Source organism: Streptomyces sp. NPDC088387 (assembly GCF_044753385.1).
Taxonomy (GTDB): domain Bacteria; phylum Actinomycetota; class Actinomycetes; order Streptomycetales; family Streptomycetaceae; genus Streptomyces.
The window spans coordinates 55,403-77,803 of the sequence record NZ_JBIVNC010000016.1 but is presented as its reverse complement, the minus strand read 5'-3'; the positions used below and the strand labels follow the sequence as shown (position 1 = coordinate 77,803).

Genomic DNA, 22,401 nt, shown 5'->3' with positions numbered 1-22,401 from the left:
ATGGCTCGCGTATCCCAGGAACACCTCGACGCCCGCCGCCGTCAGATCCTCGAAGGCGCCGGGATCTGCTTCGCGCGCAACGGCTTCCACGCCACCTCGATGCAGGACGTCCTCAAGGAGGTCGATCTCTCCGCGGGCGCGGTCTACCGCTACTTCAGCGGCAAGGACGAGCTGATCGGCGCGATCGTCGCCGACGTCCTGGAGAACGTGCTGGGGCTGTACGAGGGCGCGGCGAAGGAGGAGCATCCGCCGACCCCGGACGTGCTGCTTCCGCAGATCGTGACCCGGCTGAAGGAGCTGCCCGTCGGCCTCATGGTGAACGGCGAGTGGATGTTCCCGCGGCTGATGCTCCAGGTGTGGAGCGAGATGCTCCGCAACGAGGAGCTGCGCATGGTGATCCAGCCCGGAATCCTCAGGATCCGCGCTGCCTGGGAGACGATCGTCGGGCGGTACAAGTCGGGCGGGCTGATGCCCGCCGACGCCGACGCGGACGCCATGGCGCGTGTGATGCTCTCCGTCGTCCAGGGATTCGCCGCCCACAACGCGCTGTTCGGCGACGTGTCGGAGGAGACCCTGCGCGACGGCCTCCGGGCGCTGATGAGCATCGAGCGGAGCGACACGCCGACGTAACCCTTTCGCGGCCCGGTTAACGCGCCCGAAACGCTTCGCAATTAGCCTCCCTCCACGCCACCTGGGACTTCTCCGGGCGGTCTTGGCAGCCGGACCGGGCACGGTCCGGTGCGAGGAGGTGAGGTGGGACGTGCAACTGACCCCGCACGAGCAGGAGAGGCTGCTGATCCATGTCGCGGCCGACGTGGCGGCCAAGCGCAGGGCACGCGGGCTCAGACTCAATCACCCCGAGGCCGTGGCGCTGATCACCTCGCACATCCTCGAAGGCGCGCGGGACGGCCGTACCGTCGCCGAACTCATGTCGTCCGGGCGTACGTTGCTCGGCCGCGAGGACGTCATGGACGGCATCCCCGAGATGATCCACGACGTCCAGGTCGAGGCCACCTTCCCGGACGGCACCAAGCTCGTCACCGTCCACGACCCGATCGTCTGACGGGGGCCGCGATGATTCCCGGAGAGATCCTCTTCGCCGAGCCGCCGATCGTGTGCAACGAGGGGCGTGACGTGATCAGGCTGACCGTCCTCAACGCCGCCGACCGGCCCGTCCAGGTCGGCTCCCACTACCACTTCGCCGAGGCCAACCCCGGCCTGGAGTTCGACCGTGCCGCCGCGCGCGGCAGACGGCTCGACGTCGCCGCCGGTACGGCCGTACGGTTCGAGCCCGGCATCCCGGTCGAGGTCGGACTCGTCCCGCTGGCCGGCGCACGGGTCGTACCCGGACTGCGCGGCGAGACCGGAGGCGCCCTCGATGACTGAGCTCTCCCGGGCCGCGTACGCCGACCTGTTCGGCCCGACCACCGGCGACCGCATCCGGCTCGCCGACACCGATCTGCTGATCGAGATCGAGGAGGACCGGGCCGGCGGGCCCGGACTCGCCGGTGACGAGGCCGTGTTCGGCGGCGGCAAGGTCATCCGCGAGTCGATGGGCCAGTCCCGGGCCACCCGCGCGGACGGCACCCCCGACACGGTCATCACCGGTGCCGTGATCGTCGACCACTGGGGGATCGTCAAGGCCGACGTCGGCCTCCGCGACGGCCGGATCACCGGCATCGGCAAGGCGGGCAACCCCGACACCATGGACGGGGTCCACCCGGACCTCGTCATCGGGCCCGAGACCGAGATCATCGCCGGCAACGGACGGATCCTGACCGCCGGCGCCATCGACGCGCACGTCCACTTCATCTGCCCGCAGATCGCCGACGAGGCGCTCGCCTCCGGCGTCACGACCGTGGTCGGCGGCGGCACCGGACCGGCCGAGGGCTCCAAGGCGACCACCGTCACGCCGGGGCCGTGGCATCTGGCCCGGATGCTGGAGGCGATGGAGGCCTATCCGCTCAACGTCGGGTTCCTCGGCAAGGGCAACACCGTCTCCCACGAGGCGATGCTGTCCCAGATCCGCGGCGGCGCCCTCGGGCTGAAGCTGCACGAGGACTGGGGGTCCACCCCCGCCGTCATCGACGCCTCGCTGACCGTCGCCGAACGGACCGGCATCCAGGTCGCCATCCACACGGACACCCTGAACGAGGCCGGGTTCGTCGGGGACACCCTCGCCGCGATCGCCGGGCGCGGAATCCACGCGTACCACACCGAGGGCGCGGGCGGCGGGCACGCGCCCGACATCATGACCGTGGTCTCCGAGCCGCACGTGCTGCCCAGTTCGACGAACCCGACACGGCCGTTCACCGTCAACACCGCCGAGGAACACCTCGACATGCTGATGGTCTGCCATCACCTCAACGCGGCCGTACCGGAGGACCTCGCCTTCGCCGAGTCCCGGATCCGCCCGTCCACCATCGGCGCGGAGGACATCCTCCACGACCTCGGCGCGATCTCGATCATCTCGTCCGACGCGCAGGCCATGGGCCGGGTCGGCGAGGTCGTTATGCGGACCTGGCAGACCGCTCACGTGATGAAACGGCGGCGCGGGGCGCTGCCGGGCGACGGACACGCCGACAACCACCGGGTACGTCGATATGTCGCCAAGTACACGATCAACCCCGCGCTCGCGCAGGGACTAGCCCGCGAGATCGGCTCCGTGGAGACCGGGAAACTCGCGGACCTGGTGCTGTGGGAACCCGCGTTCTTCGGGGTCAAGCCGCACCTCGTGCTGAAGGGCGGGCAGATCGCGTACGCGCAGATGGGCGACGCCAACGCGTCCATCCCGACACCGCAGCCGATTCTGCCGCGGCCGATGTTCGGGGCGATCGGCCGGGCGCCCGCGTCCAACTCGTTCAACTTCGTCGCCCCGCTCGCCGTCGAGGACGGGCTGCCCGAGCGGCTCGGACTCGGCAAGCGGTTCGTCGCCATCGAGTCGACGCGGGGTGTGACCAAGGCGGACATGCGGGAGAACAACGCGCGGCCCGAGGTGCGGGTGGATCCCGACAGCTTCGCGGTGCACATCGACGGGGAGCTGGTGGAGGCCACGCCCGCCGAGGAACTGCCCATGGCCCAGCGCTACTTCCTCTTCTGATGCGGGGCTCTGCCGAGGGTGCGGTACCCGGTTCTGTCGGGGGTGCGAGGCCGGGTTCTCCCGAGAGTGCGGGGCCCGGGATGTCCAGGACCGCGCTGCTGCTCCTCGCCGACGGGCGGTTTCCCGCCGGTGGGCACGCGCACTCCGGTGGCGCCGAGGCGGCGGTCCGCGCCGGGCGGGTCACCGACGCGGCGAGCCTGGAGGAGTTCTGCCGCGGGCGGTTGCATACGACCGGGCTGGTGTCCGCGTCGCTCGCCGCGGCGGCCGCGCTCGGGGTCGATCCCCTGGCGCTGGACGCCGCGGCCGACGCGCGGACGCCGTCGCCCGCCCTGCGCGGGGTCGGGCGGCGGCTCGGGCGGCAGTTGCTGCGGGCCGCGCGGGCGACCTGGCCGTCGGACGAACTCGACGCCTTCGCGCGGGTGTTCCCCAAGGGGGCGCATCAGGCGGTGGTGTGGGGGGTGGTGGCGCGTGCCGCGGGGCTGGGGGCGGGGGACGCGGCGCATGTCGCGGCTTACGAGTGTGTGAGTGGGGCGGCTTCGGCGACCGTGCGGTTGTTGAGTCTTGATCCGTTTGACGCGACCGGGGTGCTGGCTCGGTTGGCCGGGGACGTGGACCGGATTGCCGAGCGGGGGGTTTGTGTGGGGCGGGGGGTGGTGGAGGAGGGGGTTGGTGTGTTGCCGGCCGGGTCCGCTCCGCTGTTGGAGATCGGGGCGGAGGTGCATGCCGGGATGGGTGGGCGGTTGTTCGCGTCCTGAGAGGGGTCGGTACGGGGGGTTCGCCCCCGCCGCCCCTTCCCGTCCCCTTCCCGTCCCCTTCCCGTCCCCTTCCCGTCCCGTTCCCGGGGGCTGCCGCCCCCGGCCCCCCGCTTCGGCCCGAAGGGCCTCGTCCTCAAACGCCGGACGGGCCGACATACAGATACCGGAGGTCGCTGTGCATCTTGACCACTCTCACTCCCTCGCCCCCGCGATCAGCGCCGACGCCCGGCGGGCCGACGGGGCTCGGCGGGCGCTGCGGATCGGGCTCGGGGGGCCCGTCGGGTCCGGGAAGACGGCCACCGTTGCCGCGCTGTGCCGGGTGTTGCGGGACGACGTGTCGATCGCCGTCGTCACCAATGACATCTACACCCGTGAGGACGCCGAGTTCCTGTTGCGGGAGGCCGTGCTGCCGCCCGAGCGGATCACGGCCGTCGAGACGGGCGCCTGTCCGCACACCGCGATCCGCGACGACATCTCCGCCAACCTCGAAGCGGTCGAGGACCTGGAGGACGAGGTCGGGCCGCTCGACCTCGTACTGGTCGAGTCCGGTGGGGACAACCTGACCGCCACCTTCTCCAAGGGGCTCGTGGACGCGCAGATCTTCGTCATCGACGTGGCCGGCGGGGACGACATCCCCCGCAAGGGCGGTCCCGGCGTGACCACGGCCGATCTGCTGGTCGTCAACAAGACCGACCTCGCGCCCCACGTCGGCTCCGACCTGGCACGGATGGCCGCCGACGCCAAGGCACAGCGGGCCGAACTGCCCGTGGTGTTCCAGTCGTTGCGGAGCGAGGCCGGAGTGGGGGACGTCGCGGCCTGGGTACGGGAGCGGATCGCCGCGTGGGTGGTACAGAACTCCCCGGCGTCGTGAGGCCGCTCACCGGTGTGCGGGCCGCCGCGCGGATCGGCGCCCGGAGCGACGGGCGTGGGGGTACCGCCCTGCCCGTGCTGGACGGCGAGGGGCCGCTGGCGCCCCGGCGGACCCGGGGGAGCGGGGGTGCCGCGCACGTCATGCTCGTCGGTGCCATGAGCGGGCCGCTCGGCGGCGACCACTTCACCGTACGGGCCGAGGTGGGCGAAGGTGCCCGGCTGCGGGTCGGATCGGCCGCCGCGACCATCGCGCTGCCCGGGCAGGGCAAGGGCGGGGCCGCCCGGTACGACGTGCGGCTGACCGTCGCCGACGGGGGCGAGCTGGAGTGGCTTCCCGAGCAGCTGATCAGTGCCGGGGGGAGTGAGCTGGATGTCATCAATTGTATGGATATCAGTCCCCTTGGGCGGTTGTTGCTGCGTGAGGAGTTGGTGCTCGGGCGGGTCGGGGAGCAACCCGGGCGGCTCAGCAGTCGTCTGACTGTGCGGGTCGGCGGACGCTGTGTGCTGGATCAGCGGCTCGACTGCGGACCCGGGGCGCCCGGAGGCTGGGACGGTCCCGCCGGGCTCGGTGGAATGCGGGCCGTGGGCCAGCTGGTCCTCGTACGGCCGGAGTTCGGTGAGCGGCCGGTGGCCGCGCGGGTGCTGGGGGACACGGCCGCGGTGTTTCCGCTGGCCGGGCCCGCCGCGCTGGTGAGTGCCGTCGCGCCGGACGCGCTGCGGCTGCGGGCCGTGCTGGACGAGGCGTTGGCCTCCTTCGCCTGAGCGAAGGCACACCCGCGCGTCGCTCTCCGGCCAACGAACACACCTATCCGCTTATCGGATTGGCAAAGAAGAGTTCCCTCCTCTGTTCTCAGCCCGTGCACAGCCGAAAGGATCCCCGTACGTTTTCGCAACGATGTACGGGGAGGCCCCCTTGAGGGAGAAGAGACAGAGTCGGCGGACCGCTGCGTTCGGTTCGGCCGGCGTGCTGGTCGCGGCCACCCTGATGGCCGGGGCGGTGACCGCGCCGACGGCCACCGCGAACGCGCAGACCGGGCAGAGCGCCAAGGACCGCGAGGCGGTCGGCGTCGCGATAGCCGCCGCCCGGGCCGCGAAGGCCGGGATCGACTGGCAGGACTGTCCTGCCGACTGGGGCCTCGAGAAGCCCATCAAGTGCGGTTATGTGTCGGTGCCGCTCGACTACGCCAAGCCGTTCGGCAAACAGATCAAGATAGCCGTCGACCGCATCGGCAGCACCGGCACCAAGAAGGAGCGCCAGGGCGCCCTCGTCTACAACCCGGGCGGACCGGGCGGCTCCGGACTGCGCTTCCCGCGCCGGGTAACCACCGCCAACCCGATCTGGGCCAAGACGGCCAAGGCCTACGACTTCGTCGGCTTCGACCCGCGGGGCGTCGGCCAGTCGGCGGCCATCTCGTGCATCGACCCGCAGGAGTTCGTCAAGGCGCCCAAGGCCGACCCGGTGCCCGACTCCGAGGCCGACAAGCGCGCCCAGCGCAAGCTGGCCCGCGAGTACGCCGAGGGCTGCAAGGAGCGCAGCGGCACGATGCTGCCGCACATGACCACGGCGAACACCGCCCGCGACCTGGACGTCGTCCGGGCCGGACTCGGCGAGAAGAAGCTCAACTTCCTCGGCGTCTCCTACGGCACCTACCTCGGCGCGGTGTACGGCACCCTGTTCCCGGGCCACGTCCGGCGCATGGTCGTCGACAGTGTGGTCAACCCGTCCCGGGAGAAGATCTGGTACCAGGCCAACCTGGACCAGGACGTCGCCTTCGAGACCCGCTGGCGGGACTGGCAGAACTGGGTCGCGAAGAACGACGCCACCTACCACCTCGGCAACACCCGCGCCAAGGTCCAGGCCAAGTGGCTGGAACTGCGGGCCACCGCGAAGAAGAACCCCATCGGCGGGGTCGTCGGCCCGGCCGAGCTGATCTCCTTCTTCCAGGGCGCGCCGTACTACGACTCCTCGTGGGCGCCCGTCGCCTCGGTGTTCAGCAAGTACGTCGCCGGTGACACCCAGGCCCTCGTGGACGCGGCGGCCCCCGACCTCTCCGACACCGCGGGCAACGCGGCCTCGGAGAACGGCAACGCGGTCTACACGGCCGTGGAGTGCACCGACGCCAAGTGGCCGACCAGCTGGGACAAGTGGAACCGGGACAACACCCGGCTGCACAAGGACTATCCGTTCCTGACCTGGTCCAACGCCTGGATGAACCTGCCCTGCGCCACCTGGCCGGTCAAGCAGAACACCCCCGTGGACGTGAAGACCGGCAAGGGTCTGCCGCCGGTGCTGATCGTGCAGTCGACACGGGACGCGGCCACGCCGTACGAGGGCGCCGTCGAACTGCACAAGCGGTTCAAGGGCTCGCGCCTCATCACCGAGCGGGACGCCGGTTCGCACGGCGTCACCGGCCTGGTCAACACCTGCATCAACGACCGGGTCGACACCTACCTGCTCACCGGCAAGGTCGACAGCAAGGACGTGACCTGCGCCCCGCACGCCACGCCCGTGCCGTAGCGGACAGCCGTACGAGGGAAGGGGCGGTCCGGCGTCACGCCGGACCGCCCCTTCCGGCTGCGTGGACCCGGCTGCGTGGACCCGGCAGCCGGGCCTGCTACCGGCCTTCCAGCCAGGCGTCCTCGGCCGCGTAGTCGAAGAGGTCGCCGTAGTTCGCGAACATCCTCGGGTACGCCTCCTTCCAGTCCCGCCCGGTGAGCCGGCCCTCGATCCAGGCGACGGTCTCCGGGAGCGTCTCGTCGTACGAGACCACCGGGCGGTAGCCCAGCTCCCGTGCCGCCGCCGACATGTCGCAGACCACCGGCGAGGGGACGGACCACGGGGTGTCGCCCACGACCGGTCCCGGCGGCGGCCCCTCCACCAGGACGGTCTGGGGCGTCGCCCCCATCACCTCGTCGATCGCGGCGGCGATCTCAGCCACCGTCGGCGCCTCGTCGTCACAGGCGTTGAGCAGCCGGGAGCCCGGCCGGGCCGCGGCGAGCCGGACCAGTTCGGCCACGGTGTACACGCTCACCGGGTGGAAGCGGCTCGAGCCGCCGTACGCGAGGATCCGGCGCCGGCGTCCGTCCAGGTTCCGTTTGACGAAGTACAGCTCGCGCGGTGTACGGCAGTGCGGGCCGTGGACCGCGCCCGCCCGCAGCAGGGTCGTGGGCAAAGTGTCGCCGGCGGCGAGGAGTTCACGCTCCAGGTCGGCCTTGCCGGTGCTGTACGTCGCCTCGCCCGGCCGTACCGTGCGCTGGGTCTCCGGCAGTGGCACCGGGTACTGCGGGAAGCCGTCCGGCTCCTCCTGCGTGTCGAAGTTGCGGCCCTTGTCGTCCTCGTAGACGGAGATCGAGGAGATCACCACCGCGGACCCCACCCGTCCGGCGAGGCCGGTCAACTGCCGTGCGTGCCGGGCCCCGTAGGCGACGACGTCCACCACGACGTCACAGCCGTCGCCGACCAGCGCGGCCAGTGCCGCGTCGTCGTCGCGGTCCAGGCGCACGGCCCGTACCTCCGACGGCCACCCCTCGTCCCGGCCGCCGCCCCGGGACGCGGCCGTCACGTCCCAGCCGTCCCGTGCCAGGGCGGCCACCGCGGGGCGCCCGATCTGGCCTGTCGCTCCGATCACCACAGCGCGCTTCATGCGCCGACCCTAGGCGTCCCGCCGGGTGCCGGGCCATGGGCTTCTGCTCACGGCAGACCGTCAGCTCAGCGGCATCCGCGGGAAGCGGCGCTCGCGTTCGGCGGCCTGTTCGGCCTCCTCAGCCTTCACCACGGCCGCGTACCTGTCGACGTACTCCTGCTCGGACAGCGTCAGGATCGCGTACATGATCTCGTCCGTGATCGCGCGCAGGATGGCCTTCTCGCCCTCCATCCCGGCGTAGCGGGAGAAGTCGAGCGGCTTGCCGAAGCGGATTTTCACGGGGTGGAACCTGGGGATCTTCCGGCCGGGCGGCTGCGCCTCGAAGGTGCCGATCATCGCGCAGGGCACCACCGGAACGCCCGCCCTGAGGGCCATGACGGCGACGCCGACCTTGCCCTTGTACAGGCGACCGTCGTGCGAGCGGGTGCCCTCCGGGTAGATGCCGAGCAGTTCGTCCTTGCTCAGGACACCGAGGCCCTCGCGGATCGCGGCCTGGCCCGCGTCCTTGCCGGAGCGGTCGACCGGGATCTGTCCCGCGCTGCGGAAGAAGGTCGCCACCAGCCGGCCCCTGATGCCGGGCCCGGTGAAGTACTCGGCCTTCGCCAGGAAGGTGATGCGCCGCTTGAGGACGGCCGGCATCAGGAAGTGGTCGGAGAAGGACAGATGGTTGCCGGCGACGATGGCCGCGCCGGTCGACGGTACGTGTTCGAGGCCTTCGATGCGCGGCCGGAAGACCAGTCTCAGCAAAGGCCCCAGCAGCACGTACTTGAGCAGGTAGTAGAACACTGCGGCTCCTCGTGTACCCCCGGGGAACGATCAGTGTAGGCGCGCGGGGGAGCACCGGGAACAGCGCTCGCGGTGATCGGGACGGATGGGTGCACGATTGTGCAGCGGGGCGGCCGGGACGGCCCCGTGCGGGTGTTCCGGCCCCCGCTCCGGTTGCCTGGGCCGGCACCGTCCCCGGTGCCGGCCGTCGCTCGTACCGTGTGGGCCGCTACCGGGTCAGCACCTTCTCCAGGGACCCGATGGCCGAGCGGAGTTCCTCGTCCGTGATGGTCAGCGGAGGTGCCAGACGGATCGTCGAGCCGTGGGTGTCCTTGACCAGGATGCCCTCCGCCATCAGCCGCTCGCTGATCTCGCGGCCGGTGCCGATGGCCGGGTCGATGTCGACGCCCGCCCACAGCCCGCGGGCCCGGAAGCCCAGCACACCCCGCCCGACCAGCTCGGTCAGACCGTCCCGCAGCACCGCGCCCGCCTCGGCCGCCCGACGCTGGAACTCGCCCGTCTCCAGCAGCTCCACGACCGCCGTGCCGACCGCCGCCGCGAGCGGGTTGCCGCCGAACGTCGACCCGTGCTCGCCGGGCTTGAGCACACCCAGCACGTCACGGCTGCCGACCACCGCCGACACCGGCACGATGCCACCGCCGAGCGCCTTGCCCAGCAGCACCACGTCCGGGACGACGTCCTCGTGGTCCACGGCGAGGGTGCGCCCGGTGCGGCCGAGCCCGGACTGGATCTCGTCGGCGACGAACAGACAGCCCCGGCGCCGGGTCAGCTCGCGCACCCCGGCCAGATAGCCGTCGTCCGGGATGAGGACCCCGGCCTCGCCCTGGATGGGCTCGATCAGCACCGCCGCCGTGGTCTCGTCGACGGCGGCCTCGAGGGCGGCCAGGTCGTTGTACGGCACGATCCGGAACCCCGGTGTGAAGGGGCCGAAGCCGGCGCGGGCCGTCTCGTCGGTGGAGAAGCTGACGATCGTGGTCGTACGGCCGTGGAAGTTGTCCGCCGCGACGACGATCGTGGCCCGGTCGGCGGGGACGCCCTTCACCTTGTAGGCCCACTTGCGGGCCACCTTGATGCCGCTCTCCACCGCCTCGGCGCCGGTGTTCATCGGCAGCATCATGTCGTGGCCGAGCAGGGCGGTGAGCCGCTCGGCGAACTCGGCGAGCCGGTCGTTGTGGAAGGCGCGCGAGGTGAGGGTCAGCCGGTCCAGCTGGCGGTGCGCGGCCTCGACCAGGGCCGGGTGGCGGTGCCCGAAGTTCAGCGCCGAGTAGCCGGCCAGCATGTCGAGGAGGCGGCGGCCCTCGACGTCCTCGACCCAGGCGCCCTCGGCCGCGGCGACGACCACGGGCAGCGGGTGGTAGTTGTGCGCGAGCACCGGCTCCTCGGCGCTGATCAGCTCGGCGGAGCTGCGGGCGTGTGCTGGTGCGGTCATCAGCGGATCTCCTGGGTGCAGCACTTGATGCCGCCGCCGGCCTTCTGGAACTCCGACAGGTCGACGGGGACGGGAACATAACCGCGCCGGTCCAGCTGGTCGGCGAGGGCGGTCGCGCCGGGCGCGACGAAGACGTGGAGTCCGTCGGAGACGGAGTTGAGCCCGAACGCCATGGCGTCCTCGCGGGTCGCGACCACCGCGTCCGGGTAGAGCCGCGCGAGCACCTCGCGGCTGCCCGGCGAGAACGCGTCGGGGTAGTAGGCGATGTTCTCCTCACGGCTGTGGGTGCCGTCGTCGAGGACGAACAGGGCCGTGTCCAGGTGGTAGAAGTACGGGTCCACCAGCGTCAGGCCGATCACCGGCACACCGAAGAACTCCTGCACCTCGTGGTGGGCCGCACGGGTGGTCCGGAAGCCGGAGCCCGCCAGCACGTACCGGCCCGTGAAGACGAGATCGCCCTCGCCCTCGCAGACCGACTCGGGACGCCGGACGTCGAAGCCCGCCGCCTTGAACCAGGTGTCGTAGTGCAGGGACTCGGGCCGGCGCTCGGGGGCGTGGAAGAGGGAGCCGAAGACCCGGCCCCCCACGACGACCGCAGAGTTCGCGGCGAACACCATGTCGGGCAGGCCCGGCACCGGCTCCACGGTCTCGACCGTGTGGCCGTGGACCCGGTAGGCGCGGAGCAGCTCCCGCCACTGCTCCTGGGCCAGCTCCACGTCGACGGTGACGTCGGGGCGCATCCAGGGATTGATCGCGTACTGCACAGCGAAATGTCTGGGTTCACAGACAAGGAATCGCCGCTTGCGCGGCACACGGCTGTCGGACACAGAGGGGTTCCTCCGCTTCCTGCGGTGTCAGGGTGGGATGACACCAAGGTAAGAAGCGACACAGACGGACGACAAGGAACATAAGCTGCGTGTCCGCGCAGGAATGCTGCGTCTTGATCAGCCTTCACGCATCACTGCTGCGTGCCTCCGGCGCCGCGTGGGTGGCCCCCGCCTCCGGAGACTCGGGCAGCAGATGGGACAGCACCATCACACTGATCGTCTTGCGGATGAACGGCTCGGTACGGATCCGCTCCAGCACCTCCTCGAAGTGCTCCACGTCCCGCGCCCGCACATGCAGCAGCGCGTCCGCGCCGCCCGTCACCGTCATCGCCGCGGTGATCTCCGGATACCCCCGCACCACCTCCGCGAGCCGCCGCGGCGGCGCCGCACCCTCGCAGTACACCTCGACATACGCCTCCGTACGCCACCCCAGCGCCCACGGCTCCACCGTCGCCGTGAAACCCGTGATCACACCGGTCTCGCGCAGCCGGTCCACCCGGCGCTTGACCGCCGTGGACGACAGCCCCACCGCCGCGCCGATCTCGGCGAAGCTGGTTCTCGCGTTGGCCATCAGAGCGGTGACGATCTTCCGGTCGAGCTCGTCGAAGGACGCCGGCCTGCTGTTCATGCGGGCACCCTACCCAGCGCGCGGGGGACTGCCTGCCCAGCGGAAACGTCCACGTCGGACACGTGTGCAGGCGTACGGATTCCTCCTAGACTCCACGTTCATGCTGCGCGCCCTGGCTGTCGACGACGAACGCCCCTCCCTGGAGGAGCTGGTGTACCTGCTGAACGCGGACCCGCGGATCAGCAGCGCCGAGGGCGCCGGCGACGCCACCGAGGCACTGCGCCGCATCAACCGCGCGCTCCAGTCCGGCCCGCACGGCCCCGAGGCCATCGACGTCGTCTTCCTCGACATCCACATGCCCGGCCTCGACGGACTCGACCTCGCCCGCCTGCTCACCGGCTTCGCACAGCCGCCGCTGGTCGTCTTCGTCACCGCGCACGAGGGCTTCGCCGTCCAGGCCTTCGACCTGAAGGCCGTCGACTACGTCCTCAAACCGGTCCGCAAGGAACGCCTCGCCGAGGCCGTACGCCGCGCCGCCGAACAGCTCGGCCCGGAGAAGGTGGCCGCCCCGCGCATCCCCGTCCACGAACCCGACCCGGACCAGATACCCGTCGAACTCGGCGGCGTCACCCGCTTCGTCACCGTCGACGACATCACCCACGTCGAGGCACAGGGCGACTACGCCCGGCTGCACACCGCCAAGGGCAGCCACCTGGTCCGGATCCCCGTCTCCACCCTGGAGGAGCGCTGGCGCTCCCGCGGCTTCGTCCGCATCCACCGCCGCCATCTCGTAGCCCTGCGCCACATCGGCGAACTCCGCCTGGACGCGGGCACCGTCAGCGTCGTCGTCGGCGCCGAGGAACTCCAGGTCAGCCGCCGCCACGCCCGCGAACTGCGCGACCTGCTCATGCGGAGGCCGTGACCGTGCCCCAGGACTCCACCGAACGCCGCGTCGTCGTCACCGGACCGCCCCGCAGGGGCCGGCAGACCTCCGGCTACTACCGCCCCCGCACCGAGATCGACGAACAGACCACCCTCGGCCACACCTACGTCCGCTCCCTCATGCGCTCCCAGCTGCGCGCCGCCCTCGCCGCGTTCGCCGTCCTCGTCCTGCTCGTCGGACCCCTGCCCCTCGTCTTCGCCGTGGCCCCCGACGCCCGCCTCGAATGGGCCGTCCTCGGCTTCGGCGTGTACGTTCCGCTGGTGCTGCTCGCCCGCTGGTACGTCCGGCGCGCCGAGCGCAACGAACGGGACTTCGTCCGGCTGGTCGAGGACCGCTGAGGAGCGGGGCACCACCGTGAACTCCGGCTACACCGTCACCGCCGTCGCCCTCGTCGTGGTCGCCACCGTCCTCGTCGGCGCCTTCGGCCTGCGCATATCCCGCACCACCTCCGACTTCTACGTCGCCTCCCGCACTGTCGGCCCCCGGCTGAACGCCGCCGCCATCAGCGGCGAGTACCTCTCCGCCGCCTCCTTCCTCGGCATCGCGGGGCTCGTCCTCGTCCAGGGCCCGGACATGCTCTGGTACCCGGTCGGCTACACCGCCGGATACCTCGTCCTGCTGCTCTTCGTCGCCGCCCCGCTGCGCCGCTCCGGCGCCTACACACTCCCCGACTTCGCCGAGGCCCGGCTCGCCTCCTCCGGGGTCCGCAGGCTCGCGGGCGCCTTCGTCGTCGGCGTCGGCTGGCTCTACCTGCTGCCCCAGCTCCAGAGCGCGGGACTGACCCTCACCGTCCTCACCGGCGCCCCCGACTCCCTCGGCGGCATCATCGTCGCCGTCGTCGTCACCGCCACCGTCGCCGCCGGCGGCATGCGCAGCATCACCTTCGTGCAGGCCTTCCAGTACTGGCTGAAGCTCACCGCGCTGCTCGTCCCGGCCCTCTTCCTGGTCCTCGCCTGGCAGGGCGACGGCGCCCCCCGGCACGCGTTCGACGAACCCGCCGCCTTCCGCGAGCAGCGGGCCGTCAGCGTCGACGAGACCCTCGACCTCCGGCTCGACCGCCCCCTCACCGTCACGGTCACCGGCACCGTCGACGGCCGCGACCACCAGGACACCGAGGTCGCCCTGCCCGCGGGCACCCACCGCATCGAACGCGGTACCCGCCTCACCTTCGACGCCGGCGACCCCGTCCCCACCGCCGACCGCGACAGCGGCGGAGGCGCCCTGTCCACCTCACCGGTCACCGGCCGCGAGGAACGCCCGCTGTACGCCACGTACGGACTGATCCTCGCCACGTTCCTCGGCACCATGGGACTGCCGCACGTCGTCGTGCGCTTCTACACCAGCCCGCACGGCGTCGCCGCCCGCCGCACCACCGTCGCCGTGCTCGTCCTCATCGGCGGCTTCTACCTGCTGCCGCCCGTCTACGGCGCCCTCGGCCGCATCTACGCCCCCGAACTCACCCTCACCGGCAACGCGGACGCCGCCGTCCTCCTGCTGCCCGAACGGGTCATCGGCGGCGCCGGCGGCGACCTGCTCGGCGCGCTGGTCGCCGGAGGAGCGTTCGCGGCGTTCCTGTCCACCGCGTCCGGCCTCACCATGGCCGTGGCCGGCGTCCTCACCCAGGACGTCCTCCCGGCCCGCGGCGTACGGCACTTCCGGCTCGGCACCGTCCTCGCCATGGCCCCGCCGCTCGCGGCGAGCGTCCTGGTCGGCGGACTCCCCGTCGCCGACGCGGTCGGCCTCGCCTTCGCCGTGTCGGCGTCGTCCTTCTGCCCGCTGCTCGTCCTCGGCATCTGGTGGCGCCGGCTCACCCCGCCCGGCGCCGCCGCCGGAATGCTCGTCGGCGGTGGCTCCGCGTTCCTCGCGGTCACCGCCACCATGGCCGGGCTCCCCGGCGGCGGCCCGCTGCACACCCTGCTCGCCTGGCCCGCCCTGTGGTCCGTGCCGCTGGGCTTCCTCACCATGATCCTGGTCTCGCTGGCCACCCCGGGGCGGGTGCCGGCCGGCACGGCGGCGATCCTGGCCCGGTTCCATCTGCCCGAGGACCTGCGCGCGGAGGTGAAGGCATGAGCGGCTTCCTCGCCGGACTGTGCGTCGCCGTACTGCCCCTGCTCGCCGCCGGGATCTGGATCGGCCGGCGCACCGCACGCCCCGAGAGCCTCGCCGGCCTCGGCACCCCCGTCGAACACGCCACCTTCGAGACCCTGCACACCGCGTCCCTCGCCGCGCCCCCGCTGCGTGCCGGGCTCACCGAGGAGACCGCCCGCAAGTCGGCCCGCCGCCTGCGCACGCTGCTCGGCACGGACGCCCTCTGTCTGACCGACGGCACCCGCGTCCTGGTCTGGGACGGCGTCGGCGCCCACCACCGCACCGAGATCATGGAACGGCTCGCCGGCCCCCTGGAGACCGGCCGCGGCGAGGCCTTCCCGCTGGTCTGCGCGGCCCCCGACTGCCCGGTCCGCTGGGCCGTCGTGGCCCCTCTCACCGTCGACGACCGGGTGCACGGCGCCCTGGTCGCCTGCGCGCCCCGCGAGTCCGCCGTCCTGGTCCGCGCCGCCGGGGAGGTCGCCCGCTGGGTCTCCGTCCAGCTCGAACTCGCCGACCTCGACCAGTCCCGGACCCGGCTCATCGAGGCCGAGATCAAGGCCCTGCGCGCCCAGATCTCACCGCACTTCATCTTCAACTCGCTCGCGGTGATCGCCTCGTTCGTCCGCACCGACCCCGAGCACGCCCGCGAACTGCTCCTGGAGTTCGCCGACTTCACCCGCTACTCGTTCCGCAAGCACGGCGACTTCACCACCCTCGCCGACGAACTGCACGCCATCGACCAGTACTTGTCCCTGGTCCGGGCACGCTTCGGCGACCGCCTCGCCGTCACCCTCCAGATCGCCCCGGAGGTGCTGCCCGTCGCCCTGCCGTTCCTGTGCCTCCAGCCGCTCGTCGAGAACGCCGTGAAGCACGGACTCGAAGGCCGGACCGACAAGTGCCGGATCAGCATCACCGCACAGGACACCGGCGCCGAGGCCCTCGTCGTCATCGAGGACGACGGCGCCGGCATGGACCCGGACGCCCTGCGCCGCATCCTCTCCGGCGAGTCCAGCCCGTCGGGCGGCATCGGCCTGTCCAACGTCGACGACCGGCTCCGCCAGGTCTACGGCGACGACCACGGCCTTGTGATCGAGACCGCGGTCGGAGCGGGGATGAAGATCACCGCCCGGCTGCCGAAGTACCAGCCGGGTGTGCACTCGGCGGGCCGGCTGTCGGGCGAGTGACCCGTCAGGCGCTGCGCGTGGCGACCATGCCGAGGGTGATCAGCCCCAGCACGACCCAGCCGAACCACAGCCAGCCGTTGGAACCGAGCGCCACCGTGTAGGCGGTCACCACGACGAGACCGCCGACGGTGAGCACCCCCATGGTTTTTGTGGAACCGTCCGTGGAACCGGGCATCGCGACACCCTCCTCATGGTTCGTTCCCCTCCATGGTGCCCCCGTTCTGCTGTTCAACGGTGGACACGGCGCAATGGGTTCCCGAAGCCCACGCCCCACGACCCGTCCAGGACCCCGCCGCGCCGGGCCGTCCCCGCATCGGCCGTCCGGGTGAATCCGCCCACCCGGGCGTGTTCAGCGACTGCGCGCGTTCAGTGAGGCCAGGTACGCGTTGTACGCCTCGAGTTCCTTGTCGCCGTCGCGGTCGGCGGCCCGGTCCTGGCGCTTGGCCTGCCGCTGGTCGGAGGCGTACCACTGGAACAGCAGCGCGATCAGCACCAGCACCGAGGGGATCTCGCTGAACGCCCAGGCGATACCCCCGGCCGCGTTCTGGTCCGACAGCGCGTCGATACCGAGCGAGGCGGGCGGGTTCTCGTACGTCTTGATCAGCGGTGTCGACGCCATCATCAGCGCGATGCCGAAGAACGCGTGGAACGGCATGCCCGCGAACAGCTCCAGCATCCGCATCAGATGCCCGGGCCGGTGCGGCCCCGGGTCCACACCCATGATCGGCCAGAAGAAGATCAGCCCCACGAACAGGAAGTGCACCATCATCGCGACGTGCCCCGGCTTCGACCCCATGAGGAAGTCGAACAGCGGGGTGAAGTACAGCCCGTAGAGGCTGGCGATGAACAGCGGGATCGTGAACACCGGGTGGGTGACGACCCGCATGTACCGGCTGTGCAGCAGCGCCATCAGCAGCTCGCGCGGCCCCTTGCTGCCCCGCGCGGCCGGCGGCAGGGCGCGCAGCGCGAGGGTGATCGGGGCACCGAGCAGGATCAGGATCGGCGACAGCATGCTGATGACCATGTGCTGCACCATGTGCACGCTGAACATGACCATCCCGTAGTCGTTCAGCCGGGTGCACATCATCAGCATGATGGTCAGCACACCCACGGTGAACGCCACGGTCCGCCCGACCGGCCACTTGTCCCCACGCCGGGTCAGCCGCACGACACCCCACGCGTACAGCCCGAGCCCCACCAGACAGGCCACCAGGAAGAACGGATCGGCCGACCACTGAAGCCCCCGCCCCAAGGTGAAGGGCGGCAGATCCATGGTCATCCCATGCCCACCGTGATCCATCCGCAGGCTCCTGATTCATGGGGGTTGTACGAAATCGTCCGCCCCAAGACTAGAACCGCGTCCGGTGCGCACTGCACCGGGGGTGACCCGCTGCCGAGAAGGGGCGCGGGGAACTGCGCGATCAACCCCCACCAACCCGCACCCGGCAACGAACCGAAGGAGCCCTAGAGCACGCACTCCGCTTCCTCGTACCGGTCCTCCGGCACCGTCTTCAACGTCTCCACGGCCTCCGCGAGGGACACCATCACGATGTCCGTCCCCTTCAGCGCCGTCATCATCCCGAACTCCCCGCGATGCGCGGCCTCCACCGCGTGCCACCCGAACCGCGTGGCCAGCACCCGGTCGTACGCCGTGGGCGTACCCCCGCGCTGCACATGCCCGAGGATGACCGGCCGGGCCTCCTTGCCGAGCCGGTCCTCCAGCTCGACGGCCAGCTGCCGGGCGACACCGGCGAACCGCTCGTGCCCGTAGACGTCCTTGCCGCCCTCGTCGAAGGCCATGGAGCCGGCCCGCGGCTTGGCGCCCTCGGCGACGACGACGATCGCGAACCGCTTCCCGGCCGCGAACCGCTCGCCGACCTTCGTGGCCAGCTCCTCTATGTCGAAGGGCCGCTCGGGCACGACCACGGCGTGGGCGCCGGCCGCCATCCCGGAGTGCAGGGCGATCCAGCCGGTGTGCCGGCCCATGACCTCGACGATCAGCACCCGCTGGTGCGACTCGGCGGTCGTCTTGAGCCGGTCGAGCGCCTCGGTGGCGACGGTCACCGCGGTGTCGAAACCGAAGGTGACGTCGGTGACGGCGATGTCGTTGTCGATGGTCTTCGGCACACCCACGATGGGCAGACCGTTGTCGGAGAGCAGCCGGGCCGCCTTCAGCGTGCCCTCGCCGCCGATCGGGATGATCGCGTCGAGGCCCAGCTCCGCGACATGCCCGCGGGCCCGCTCCACGCCGTCCCGCAGATGCTCGGGGCGGACCCGGGAGGAGCCGAGGATCGTGCCGCCGCGGGCGAGGATGCCGCCCACCGCGTCCAGGTCGAGCTTGAGGTAGTCACACTCCAGGAGGCCCTTCCAGCCGTCCCGGAAGCCGATGACCTCGTCGCCGTGGTCGACGACGGCACGGTGCACGACGGACCGGATGACGGCGTTCAGACCGGGGCAGTCGCCGCCGGACGTGAGGACACCAATGCGCATAGCCCGAAACCTTCTCGACGTGGGCCGGGTCCGGACCACGTTGTCCGGCTCGATCCCCGCCACCCTAGCGGCACCGGGGGGCCGGGCCGTAGCGGGCGTCCGACAGCTGGACGTGCCCGCTCACCTGTGCGGACATCCCGTCAGACGGGCTCGTTACGGGTCGGCGACCCCCGGGTGAACCGCCTCAGGCGGGCTGCTCCGCCGCCGCGATGCGCTCGGTGCGCAGCGCCTCGTACCAGCGGTCGTCGGTCGGCGGCAGCGCGTTCACGTCGAGCGCGAGCTTCAGCAGCAGATCGGCGACGAGCGGATTGCGCGCGAGCACCGGGCCGTGCATGTACGTACCGAAGACCGTGTCGTTGTACGCGCCCTCCGTGCCGTCCCCCGTGCCGTTGCCGTTGCCGAACCTGACCTGCGCGAACGGGCGGGCCGAGGGGCCCAGGTGGGTCACGCCCTGGTGGTTCTCGAACCCGGTCAGCGGCGGCAGGCCGAGCCGGCCGTCGATGTCCCCGAGGACGTCGCCGACACAGCGCTCGCCCTCGCCGCGCGTCGAGACCACGTCGAGCAGGCCGAGGCCGGGCTCGCGCTGGCCGAGGTCGTTGATGAACTCGTGGCCGAGGATCTGGTAGCCGGCGCAGACCGAGAAGACGATCGCGCCGTTCGCCACGGCCCGGTGCAGACCGCCGTCCCGGCGCAGCCGCTCGGCCGCGAGCCGCTGCGGACGGTCCTCGCCGCCGCCGATCAGGTAGATGTCGCCGGAGGTGGGGATCGGCTGGTCGCTGCGCACGTCCAGACGGGCCACGTCCAGGCCGCGCTGGCGGGCCCGGCGCTCCACGACGAGGACGTTGCCCTGGTCGCCGTAGGTGCTGAGCAGGTCCGGGTAGATCCAGACGACCCGGAGGCTGTTGTCGCTCATGAAGTGATCGTCCCTCGTGCTCAGTTGCCGACGCGGCGGCGCAGGTCCTGGAAGGCGGTGTAGTTCGCGATGACCTCGATCCGGCCGGGCGGTGCCATCTGCACGGCCTGGTCGAGGTTCTCGCACACCTGGAAGTGCTGGTTGGCGACCTCCAGGCGGACCGCGAGGTCGAGCTTGCGGTCGCCGAGAACGAAGATCGGGTGGCCGGTCAGCCGGGTGTAGTCGACGTCCCACAGCCAGGAGGTGTCCGTGCCGTCGGCGCCGCGCGCGTTCACCGACAGGATCACCGGGGTCGGCGGCGGGTCGATCAGCGAGAAGGTCTCCAGCCAGCCGGCCGGGTTCTTCGCGAGCAGCAGCCGGAGGTCACGGCCCTCGAAGTTGACCACGTCGTAGCGGCCGGCCACCGCCTGCACCTGGTACATGCGTTCCAGGGCTACCTGCGGCGGCACGCCGAAGACGGCGGCGACCGCGGCGGACGTGGCCGCGTTGGCCTTGTTGGCGCGGCCCGGCAGCTGGAGGTGGATCGGCCAGGCCGAACCGTGCGGGTCGAGCACGTGGTCGCCGGAGAGCGCCCAGCTCGGCGTCGGGCGGCGGAAGCCGCACTGACCGCAGAACCAGTCGTCGCCGGGCCGCTGCATCACACCGCCGCAGGACGGGCAGGACCAGGCGTCGTCCTTCCACATCTGGCCGACCGCGACCCAGATGACGTTGGGCGACGACGAGGCCGCCCAGACCACCAGCGGGTCGTCCGCGTTGGCCACGACCACGGCCTTGGAGCCGGCCAGCCCCTCCCGCCAGTGCTCGGCGAGCATCCGGGTCTCGGCGGCGCGGTCCAGCTGGTCGCGCGAGAGGTTCAGCAGCGCGATGCACTTGGGGTCGGTGTCCCGGGCGACGCCGGCGAGGTACTTCTCGTCGACCTCGATGACCCCGAACTTCGACTCGGAACCGCCCGCGAGGGCCGACGTGATGCCGGCCGGCATGTTGGCGCCGAGCGCGTTGGAGACGACCGGCCCCGCCGCGCGCAGGGCCTCGGCGATCAGCCGGGTCGTGGTGGTCTTGCCGTTGGTCGCCGAGACCAGCGTCACATCCAGGTTCTGGGCGAGCCGGGCCAGAAGGTCGGGGTCGAGTTTGAGGGCCACCCGGCCGCCGATCACCGAACCGCTGCCGCGCCCCGCGGCGCGTGATGCCGCCGCGACCGCTTTGCCCGCGGTCACAGCGAGCTTGGCCCGCGGCGTGAGCGGGTCCGAGTTGCCTGCCATCAGTTCTCGATCCTCCTTGCGTGCGCGCCGCGCCGACCGCCTTACGGCCACGTGGTGTGGCCTCAGCCTATCGAGCCTGACCACCTGCCCGAATCGCGGCACCATCACGGTTGCCCGCGCGGCGTGTGCGGGCAGGCGAGGAACGTACCCTTGCGGCCATGCGACAAGGCTCCATCCCGGGCGCCCACGGGCGTGTCCGGCCGCTCACCCTGCTCGGTGACGCGATCCTTCACACACCCTGCACACAAGTGACCCGGTTCGGCCCCGAACTCGCCCGCCTGGTGGAGGACTTGTTCGCCACGATGTACGCCGCCCAGGGGGTGGGCCTGGCCGCCAACCAGGTGGGGGAGTCCCTACGGGTGTTCGTGTACGACTGCCCGGACGACGATGACGTTCGTCACCTCGGGCATCTGGTGAACCCGCGCCTGGTCGAGGCCGACGGCATCGTGCTGCGCGGCCCGGAGGGCTGTCTGTCGCTACCGGGCCTGGAAGCGGGCACCGAACGCCACGACCACGCGGTGGTCGAGGGGTTCACCATGACGGGCGAGCCGGTGACGGTACACGGCACCGGCTTCTTCGCAAGATGCCTGCAACACGAGTACGACCACCTGGAGGGCAGGGTCTACGCAGACCGCGTACGAGGCTGGCGCCACGCAAGACTGATGCGCCAGGTGAGCAGAGCACCGTGGTGCGGGACGCCGTAAGCCCCTTCAGGGGCAGCGCGTCTTGGCGCAGGCGGGTCCGACGCACCCAGGGGCGCGGGGAACCGCGCGACAAGCCCCCACCGTCCCGCGGCCGACGAACAACCGTCAGAACCCCGGACCCCCCACCTTGTCCCCGGCGGCAGCCAGCCGTCCCCACAGAAGATCCGCAAGACTCCGCACCAACTCGGCCCGAGAACACGGCCGTTCCCCCAGCCACCAGTCCCCGGCGGCATGCATCATGCCGACAATCCCGTGCCCCCACACCCGGGCCAACTGCTGGCTGTCCGGCCCGAGATCCACCCGCTCCTCGATGACCTGGGCCAACTCCTCACCCATCCGCCGCAGCAGCGGCGCCGAGTGCTTCCCGACGTCGAAGCCCTGCTCGGTCGGCGCCTCCTCGCCCGGATGCATCAGGAACCGGTACACCTGCGGCCGGGCCTCGATCGCGGCGAGGTAGGTGTCGAGCGTCGCCTCGACCCGCTCCCGGCGTTCGGCGGGCGCGTCCAGCGCGGCCCGCAGCGACGCCAGCAACGCGTCCGTATGTCTTTTGGCCAAAGCTGCGTAAAGCCCGCCCTTGTCGCCGAAGTGGCGGTACAGAATCGGCTTGGTGATGCCCGCCTCCGCGGCGATCGCGTTCATCGACGCCTGCGGACCGTCGCGCAGTACCACCCGGTCGGCGGCCTCCAGCAACTCGCGCCGGCGGCGGTCGGCGGACCGCTGCTGCTCGGTCCGCTGCGTGGTGTCCATGTGCTCTCCCCACCCGTGCTGAATCGGTGACGCCTGCGCAAACTAACACTCAATACCCCCGTCGCATCGAACGGGCTACCGAGCGGCGCCCGCG

24 protein-coding genes are annotated in these 22,401 nt (G+C 71.5%); 13 read left to right on the top strand and 11 right to left on the bottom strand.

Annotation, left to right across the window (positions count from 1 at the left end; genetic code table 11):
* The 8 genes from ACIQAC_RS33265 to ACIQAC_RS33230 all read left to right on the top strand — a co-directional run bounded on the left by ACIQAC_RS33265 (position 1) and on the right by ACIQAC_RS33230 (position 7,243).
* Positions 1–630 carry a TetR/AcrR family transcriptional regulator gene (locus tag ACIQAC_RS33265; protein WP_402197739.1) on the top strand — a complete coding sequence of 210 codons (630 nt, stop codon included), beginning with the start codon at positions 1–3 and terminating at the stop codon, positions 628–630.
* Between the two features lie 130 nt (positions 631–760).
* Positions 761–1,063 carry an urease subunit gamma gene (locus ACIQAC_RS33260; protein WP_402197736.1) on the top strand — a complete coding sequence of 101 codons (303 nt, stop codon included), beginning with the start codon at positions 761–763 and terminating at the stop codon, positions 1,061–1,063.
* Between the two features lie 11 nt (positions 1,064–1,074).
* Positions 1,075–1,386 carry an urease subunit beta gene (locus ACIQAC_RS33255; RefSeq protein ID WP_402197735.1) on the top strand — a complete coding sequence of 104 codons (312 nt, stop codon included), beginning with the start codon at positions 1,075–1,077 and terminating at the stop codon, positions 1,384–1,386.
* Entirely contained in the window at positions 1,379–3,100 is a 1,722-nt protein-coding gene (locus ACIQAC_RS33250; RefSeq protein ID WP_402197733.1) for an urease subunit alpha, read from the top strand. Before ACIQAC_RS33255 ends, ACIQAC_RS33250 begins: the two co-directional genes overlap by 8 nt.
* A gap of 80 nt (positions 3,101–3,180) precedes the next feature.
* Positions 3,181–3,855: an urease accessory protein UreF gene (locus ACIQAC_RS33245; RefSeq protein ID WP_402197730.1), complete on the top strand. Its 675-nt coding sequence runs from the start codon at positions 3,181–3,183 to the stop codon at positions 3,853–3,855.
* A gap of 175 nt (positions 3,856–4,030) precedes the next feature.
* Positions 4,031–4,726, top strand: a complete 696-nt coding sequence (ureG, locus tag ACIQAC_RS33240; protein WP_402197728.1) for an urease accessory protein UreG — start codon at positions 4,031–4,033, stop codon at positions 4,724–4,726.
* Positions 4,696–5,487, top strand: a complete 792-nt coding sequence (locus ACIQAC_RS33235) for an urease accessory protein UreD (protein WP_402197725.1) — start codon at positions 4,696–4,698, stop codon at positions 5,485–5,487. Before ureG ends, ACIQAC_RS33235 begins: the two co-directional genes overlap by 31 nt.
* 223 nt (positions 5,488–5,710) lie before the next feature.
* Positions 5,711–7,243: an alpha/beta hydrolase gene (locus tag ACIQAC_RS33230; RefSeq protein ID WP_402198018.1), complete on the top strand. Its 1,533-nt coding sequence runs from the start codon at positions 5,711–5,713 to the stop codon at positions 7,241–7,243.
* Positions 7,244–7,340: 97 nt separating this feature from the next.
* Here the strand turns inward: ACIQAC_RS33230 and ACIQAC_RS33225 are convergent, their stop codons facing one another.
* The 5 genes from ACIQAC_RS33225 to ACIQAC_RS33205 form a co-directional block, all read right to left on the bottom strand.
* Entirely contained in the window at positions 7,341–8,357 is a 1,017-nt protein-coding gene (locus ACIQAC_RS33225; RefSeq protein ID WP_402198016.1) for an NAD-dependent epimerase/dehydratase family protein, read from the bottom strand.
* Positions 8,358–8,429: 72 nt separating this feature from the next.
* Positions 8,430–9,155, bottom strand: coding sequence for a lysophospholipid acyltransferase family protein (locus tag ACIQAC_RS33220; RefSeq protein ID WP_402197723.1), 726 nt, complete (start codon positions 9,153–9,155; stop codon positions 8,430–8,432).
* Positions 9,156–9,363: 208 nt separating this feature from the next.
* Complete coding sequence (rocD, locus tag ACIQAC_RS33215; protein WP_402197722.1) at positions 9,364–10,584, bottom strand: ornithine--oxo-acid transaminase; 1,221 nt, start codon at positions 10,582–10,584, stop codon at positions 9,364–9,366.
* Positions 10,584–11,411: a dimethylargininase gene (ddaH, locus tag ACIQAC_RS33210; protein WP_402197720.1), complete on the bottom strand. Its 828-nt coding sequence runs from the start codon at positions 11,409–11,411 to the stop codon at positions 10,584–10,586. Before ddaH ends, rocD begins: the two co-directional genes overlap by 1 nt.
* A 124-nt stretch (positions 11,412–11,535) precedes the next feature.
* On the bottom strand, positions 11,536–12,039 hold the full coding sequence (locus ACIQAC_RS33205; RefSeq protein ID WP_402197717.1) for an Lrp/AsnC family transcriptional regulator: 504 nt from the start codon (positions 12,037–12,039) through the stop codon (positions 11,536–11,538).
* A gap of 100 nt (positions 12,040–12,139) precedes the next feature.
* Here ACIQAC_RS33205 and ACIQAC_RS33200 point away from each other — a divergent pair, with 100 nt between their 5' ends.
* Genes ACIQAC_RS33200 through ACIQAC_RS33185 form a run of 4 tightly spaced genes read left to right on the top strand, consistent with a single transcriptional unit; the run spans position 12,140 to position 16,194 of the window.
* Positions 12,140–12,901 carry a LytR/AlgR family response regulator transcription factor gene (locus tag ACIQAC_RS33200; protein WP_402197715.1) on the top strand — a complete coding sequence of 254 codons (762 nt, stop codon included), beginning with the start codon at positions 12,140–12,142 and terminating at the stop codon, positions 12,899–12,901.
* A gap of 2 nt (positions 12,902–12,903) precedes the next feature.
* Entirely contained in the window at positions 12,904–13,260 is a 357-nt protein-coding gene (locus tag ACIQAC_RS33195) for a hypothetical protein (RefSeq protein WP_402198015.1), read from the top strand.
* Between the two features lie 16 nt (positions 13,261–13,276).
* Positions 13,277–14,992 carry a cation acetate symporter gene (locus ACIQAC_RS33190; protein WP_402197714.1) on the top strand — a complete coding sequence of 572 codons (1,716 nt, stop codon included), beginning with the start codon at positions 13,277–13,279 and terminating at the stop codon, positions 14,990–14,992.
* Positions 14,989–16,194, top strand: a complete 1,206-nt coding sequence (locus tag ACIQAC_RS33185; protein WP_402197712.1) for a sensor histidine kinase — start codon at positions 14,989–14,991, stop codon at positions 16,192–16,194. The genes ACIQAC_RS33190 and ACIQAC_RS33185 overlap by 4 nt, the downstream gene beginning before the upstream one ends.
* A gap of 4 nt (positions 16,195–16,198) precedes the next feature.
* Here ACIQAC_RS33185 and ACIQAC_RS33180 read toward each other — a convergent pair whose 3' ends face one another.
* The 5 genes from ACIQAC_RS33180 to ACIQAC_RS33160 form a co-directional block, all read right to left on the bottom strand.
* Complete coding sequence (locus ACIQAC_RS33180) at positions 16,199–16,369, bottom strand: hypothetical protein (RefSeq protein ID WP_402197711.1); 171 nt, start codon at positions 16,367–16,369, stop codon at positions 16,199–16,201.
* 174 nt (positions 16,370–16,543) lie between these two features.
* The gene (locus ACIQAC_RS33175) at positions 16,544–17,494 is read right to left on the bottom strand and encodes a cytochrome c oxidase assembly protein (RefSeq protein WP_402197708.1); all 951 of its coding nucleotides are present in this window, start codon (positions 17,492–17,494) and stop codon (positions 16,544–16,546) included.
* Between the two features lie 164 nt (positions 17,495–17,658).
* Positions 17,659–18,684, bottom strand: a complete 1,026-nt coding sequence (locus tag ACIQAC_RS33170; protein ID WP_402197705.1) for a 6-phosphofructokinase — start codon at positions 18,682–18,684, stop codon at positions 17,659–17,661.
* 184 nt (positions 18,685–18,868) lie between these two features.
* Complete coding sequence (locus tag ACIQAC_RS33165; RefSeq protein WP_402197703.1) at positions 18,869–19,597, bottom strand: type 1 glutamine amidotransferase; 729 nt, start codon at positions 19,595–19,597, stop codon at positions 18,869–18,871.
* A gap of 20 nt (positions 19,598–19,617) precedes the next feature.
* Positions 19,618–20,856, bottom strand: coding sequence for a MurT ligase domain-containing protein (locus ACIQAC_RS33160; RefSeq protein WP_402197702.1), 1,239 nt, complete (start codon positions 20,854–20,856; stop codon positions 19,618–19,620).
* Between the two features lie 158 nt (positions 20,857–21,014).
* On the opposite strand from ACIQAC_RS33160, the gene def reads away from it, so the two are divergent.
* A complete protein-coding gene (gene def, locus ACIQAC_RS33155; protein ID WP_402197700.1) occupies positions 21,015–21,560 on the top strand; it encodes a peptide deformylase in 546 nt (181 codons plus the stop codon).
* A gap of 105 nt (positions 21,561–21,665) precedes the next feature.
* On the opposite strand, the gene ACIQAC_RS33150 is transcribed toward def, so the two are convergent.
* Entirely contained in the window at positions 21,666–22,307 is a 642-nt protein-coding gene (locus ACIQAC_RS33150; RefSeq protein WP_402197699.1) for a TetR family transcriptional regulator, read from the bottom strand.
* Positions 22,308–22,401 lie beyond the last annotated feature (94 nt).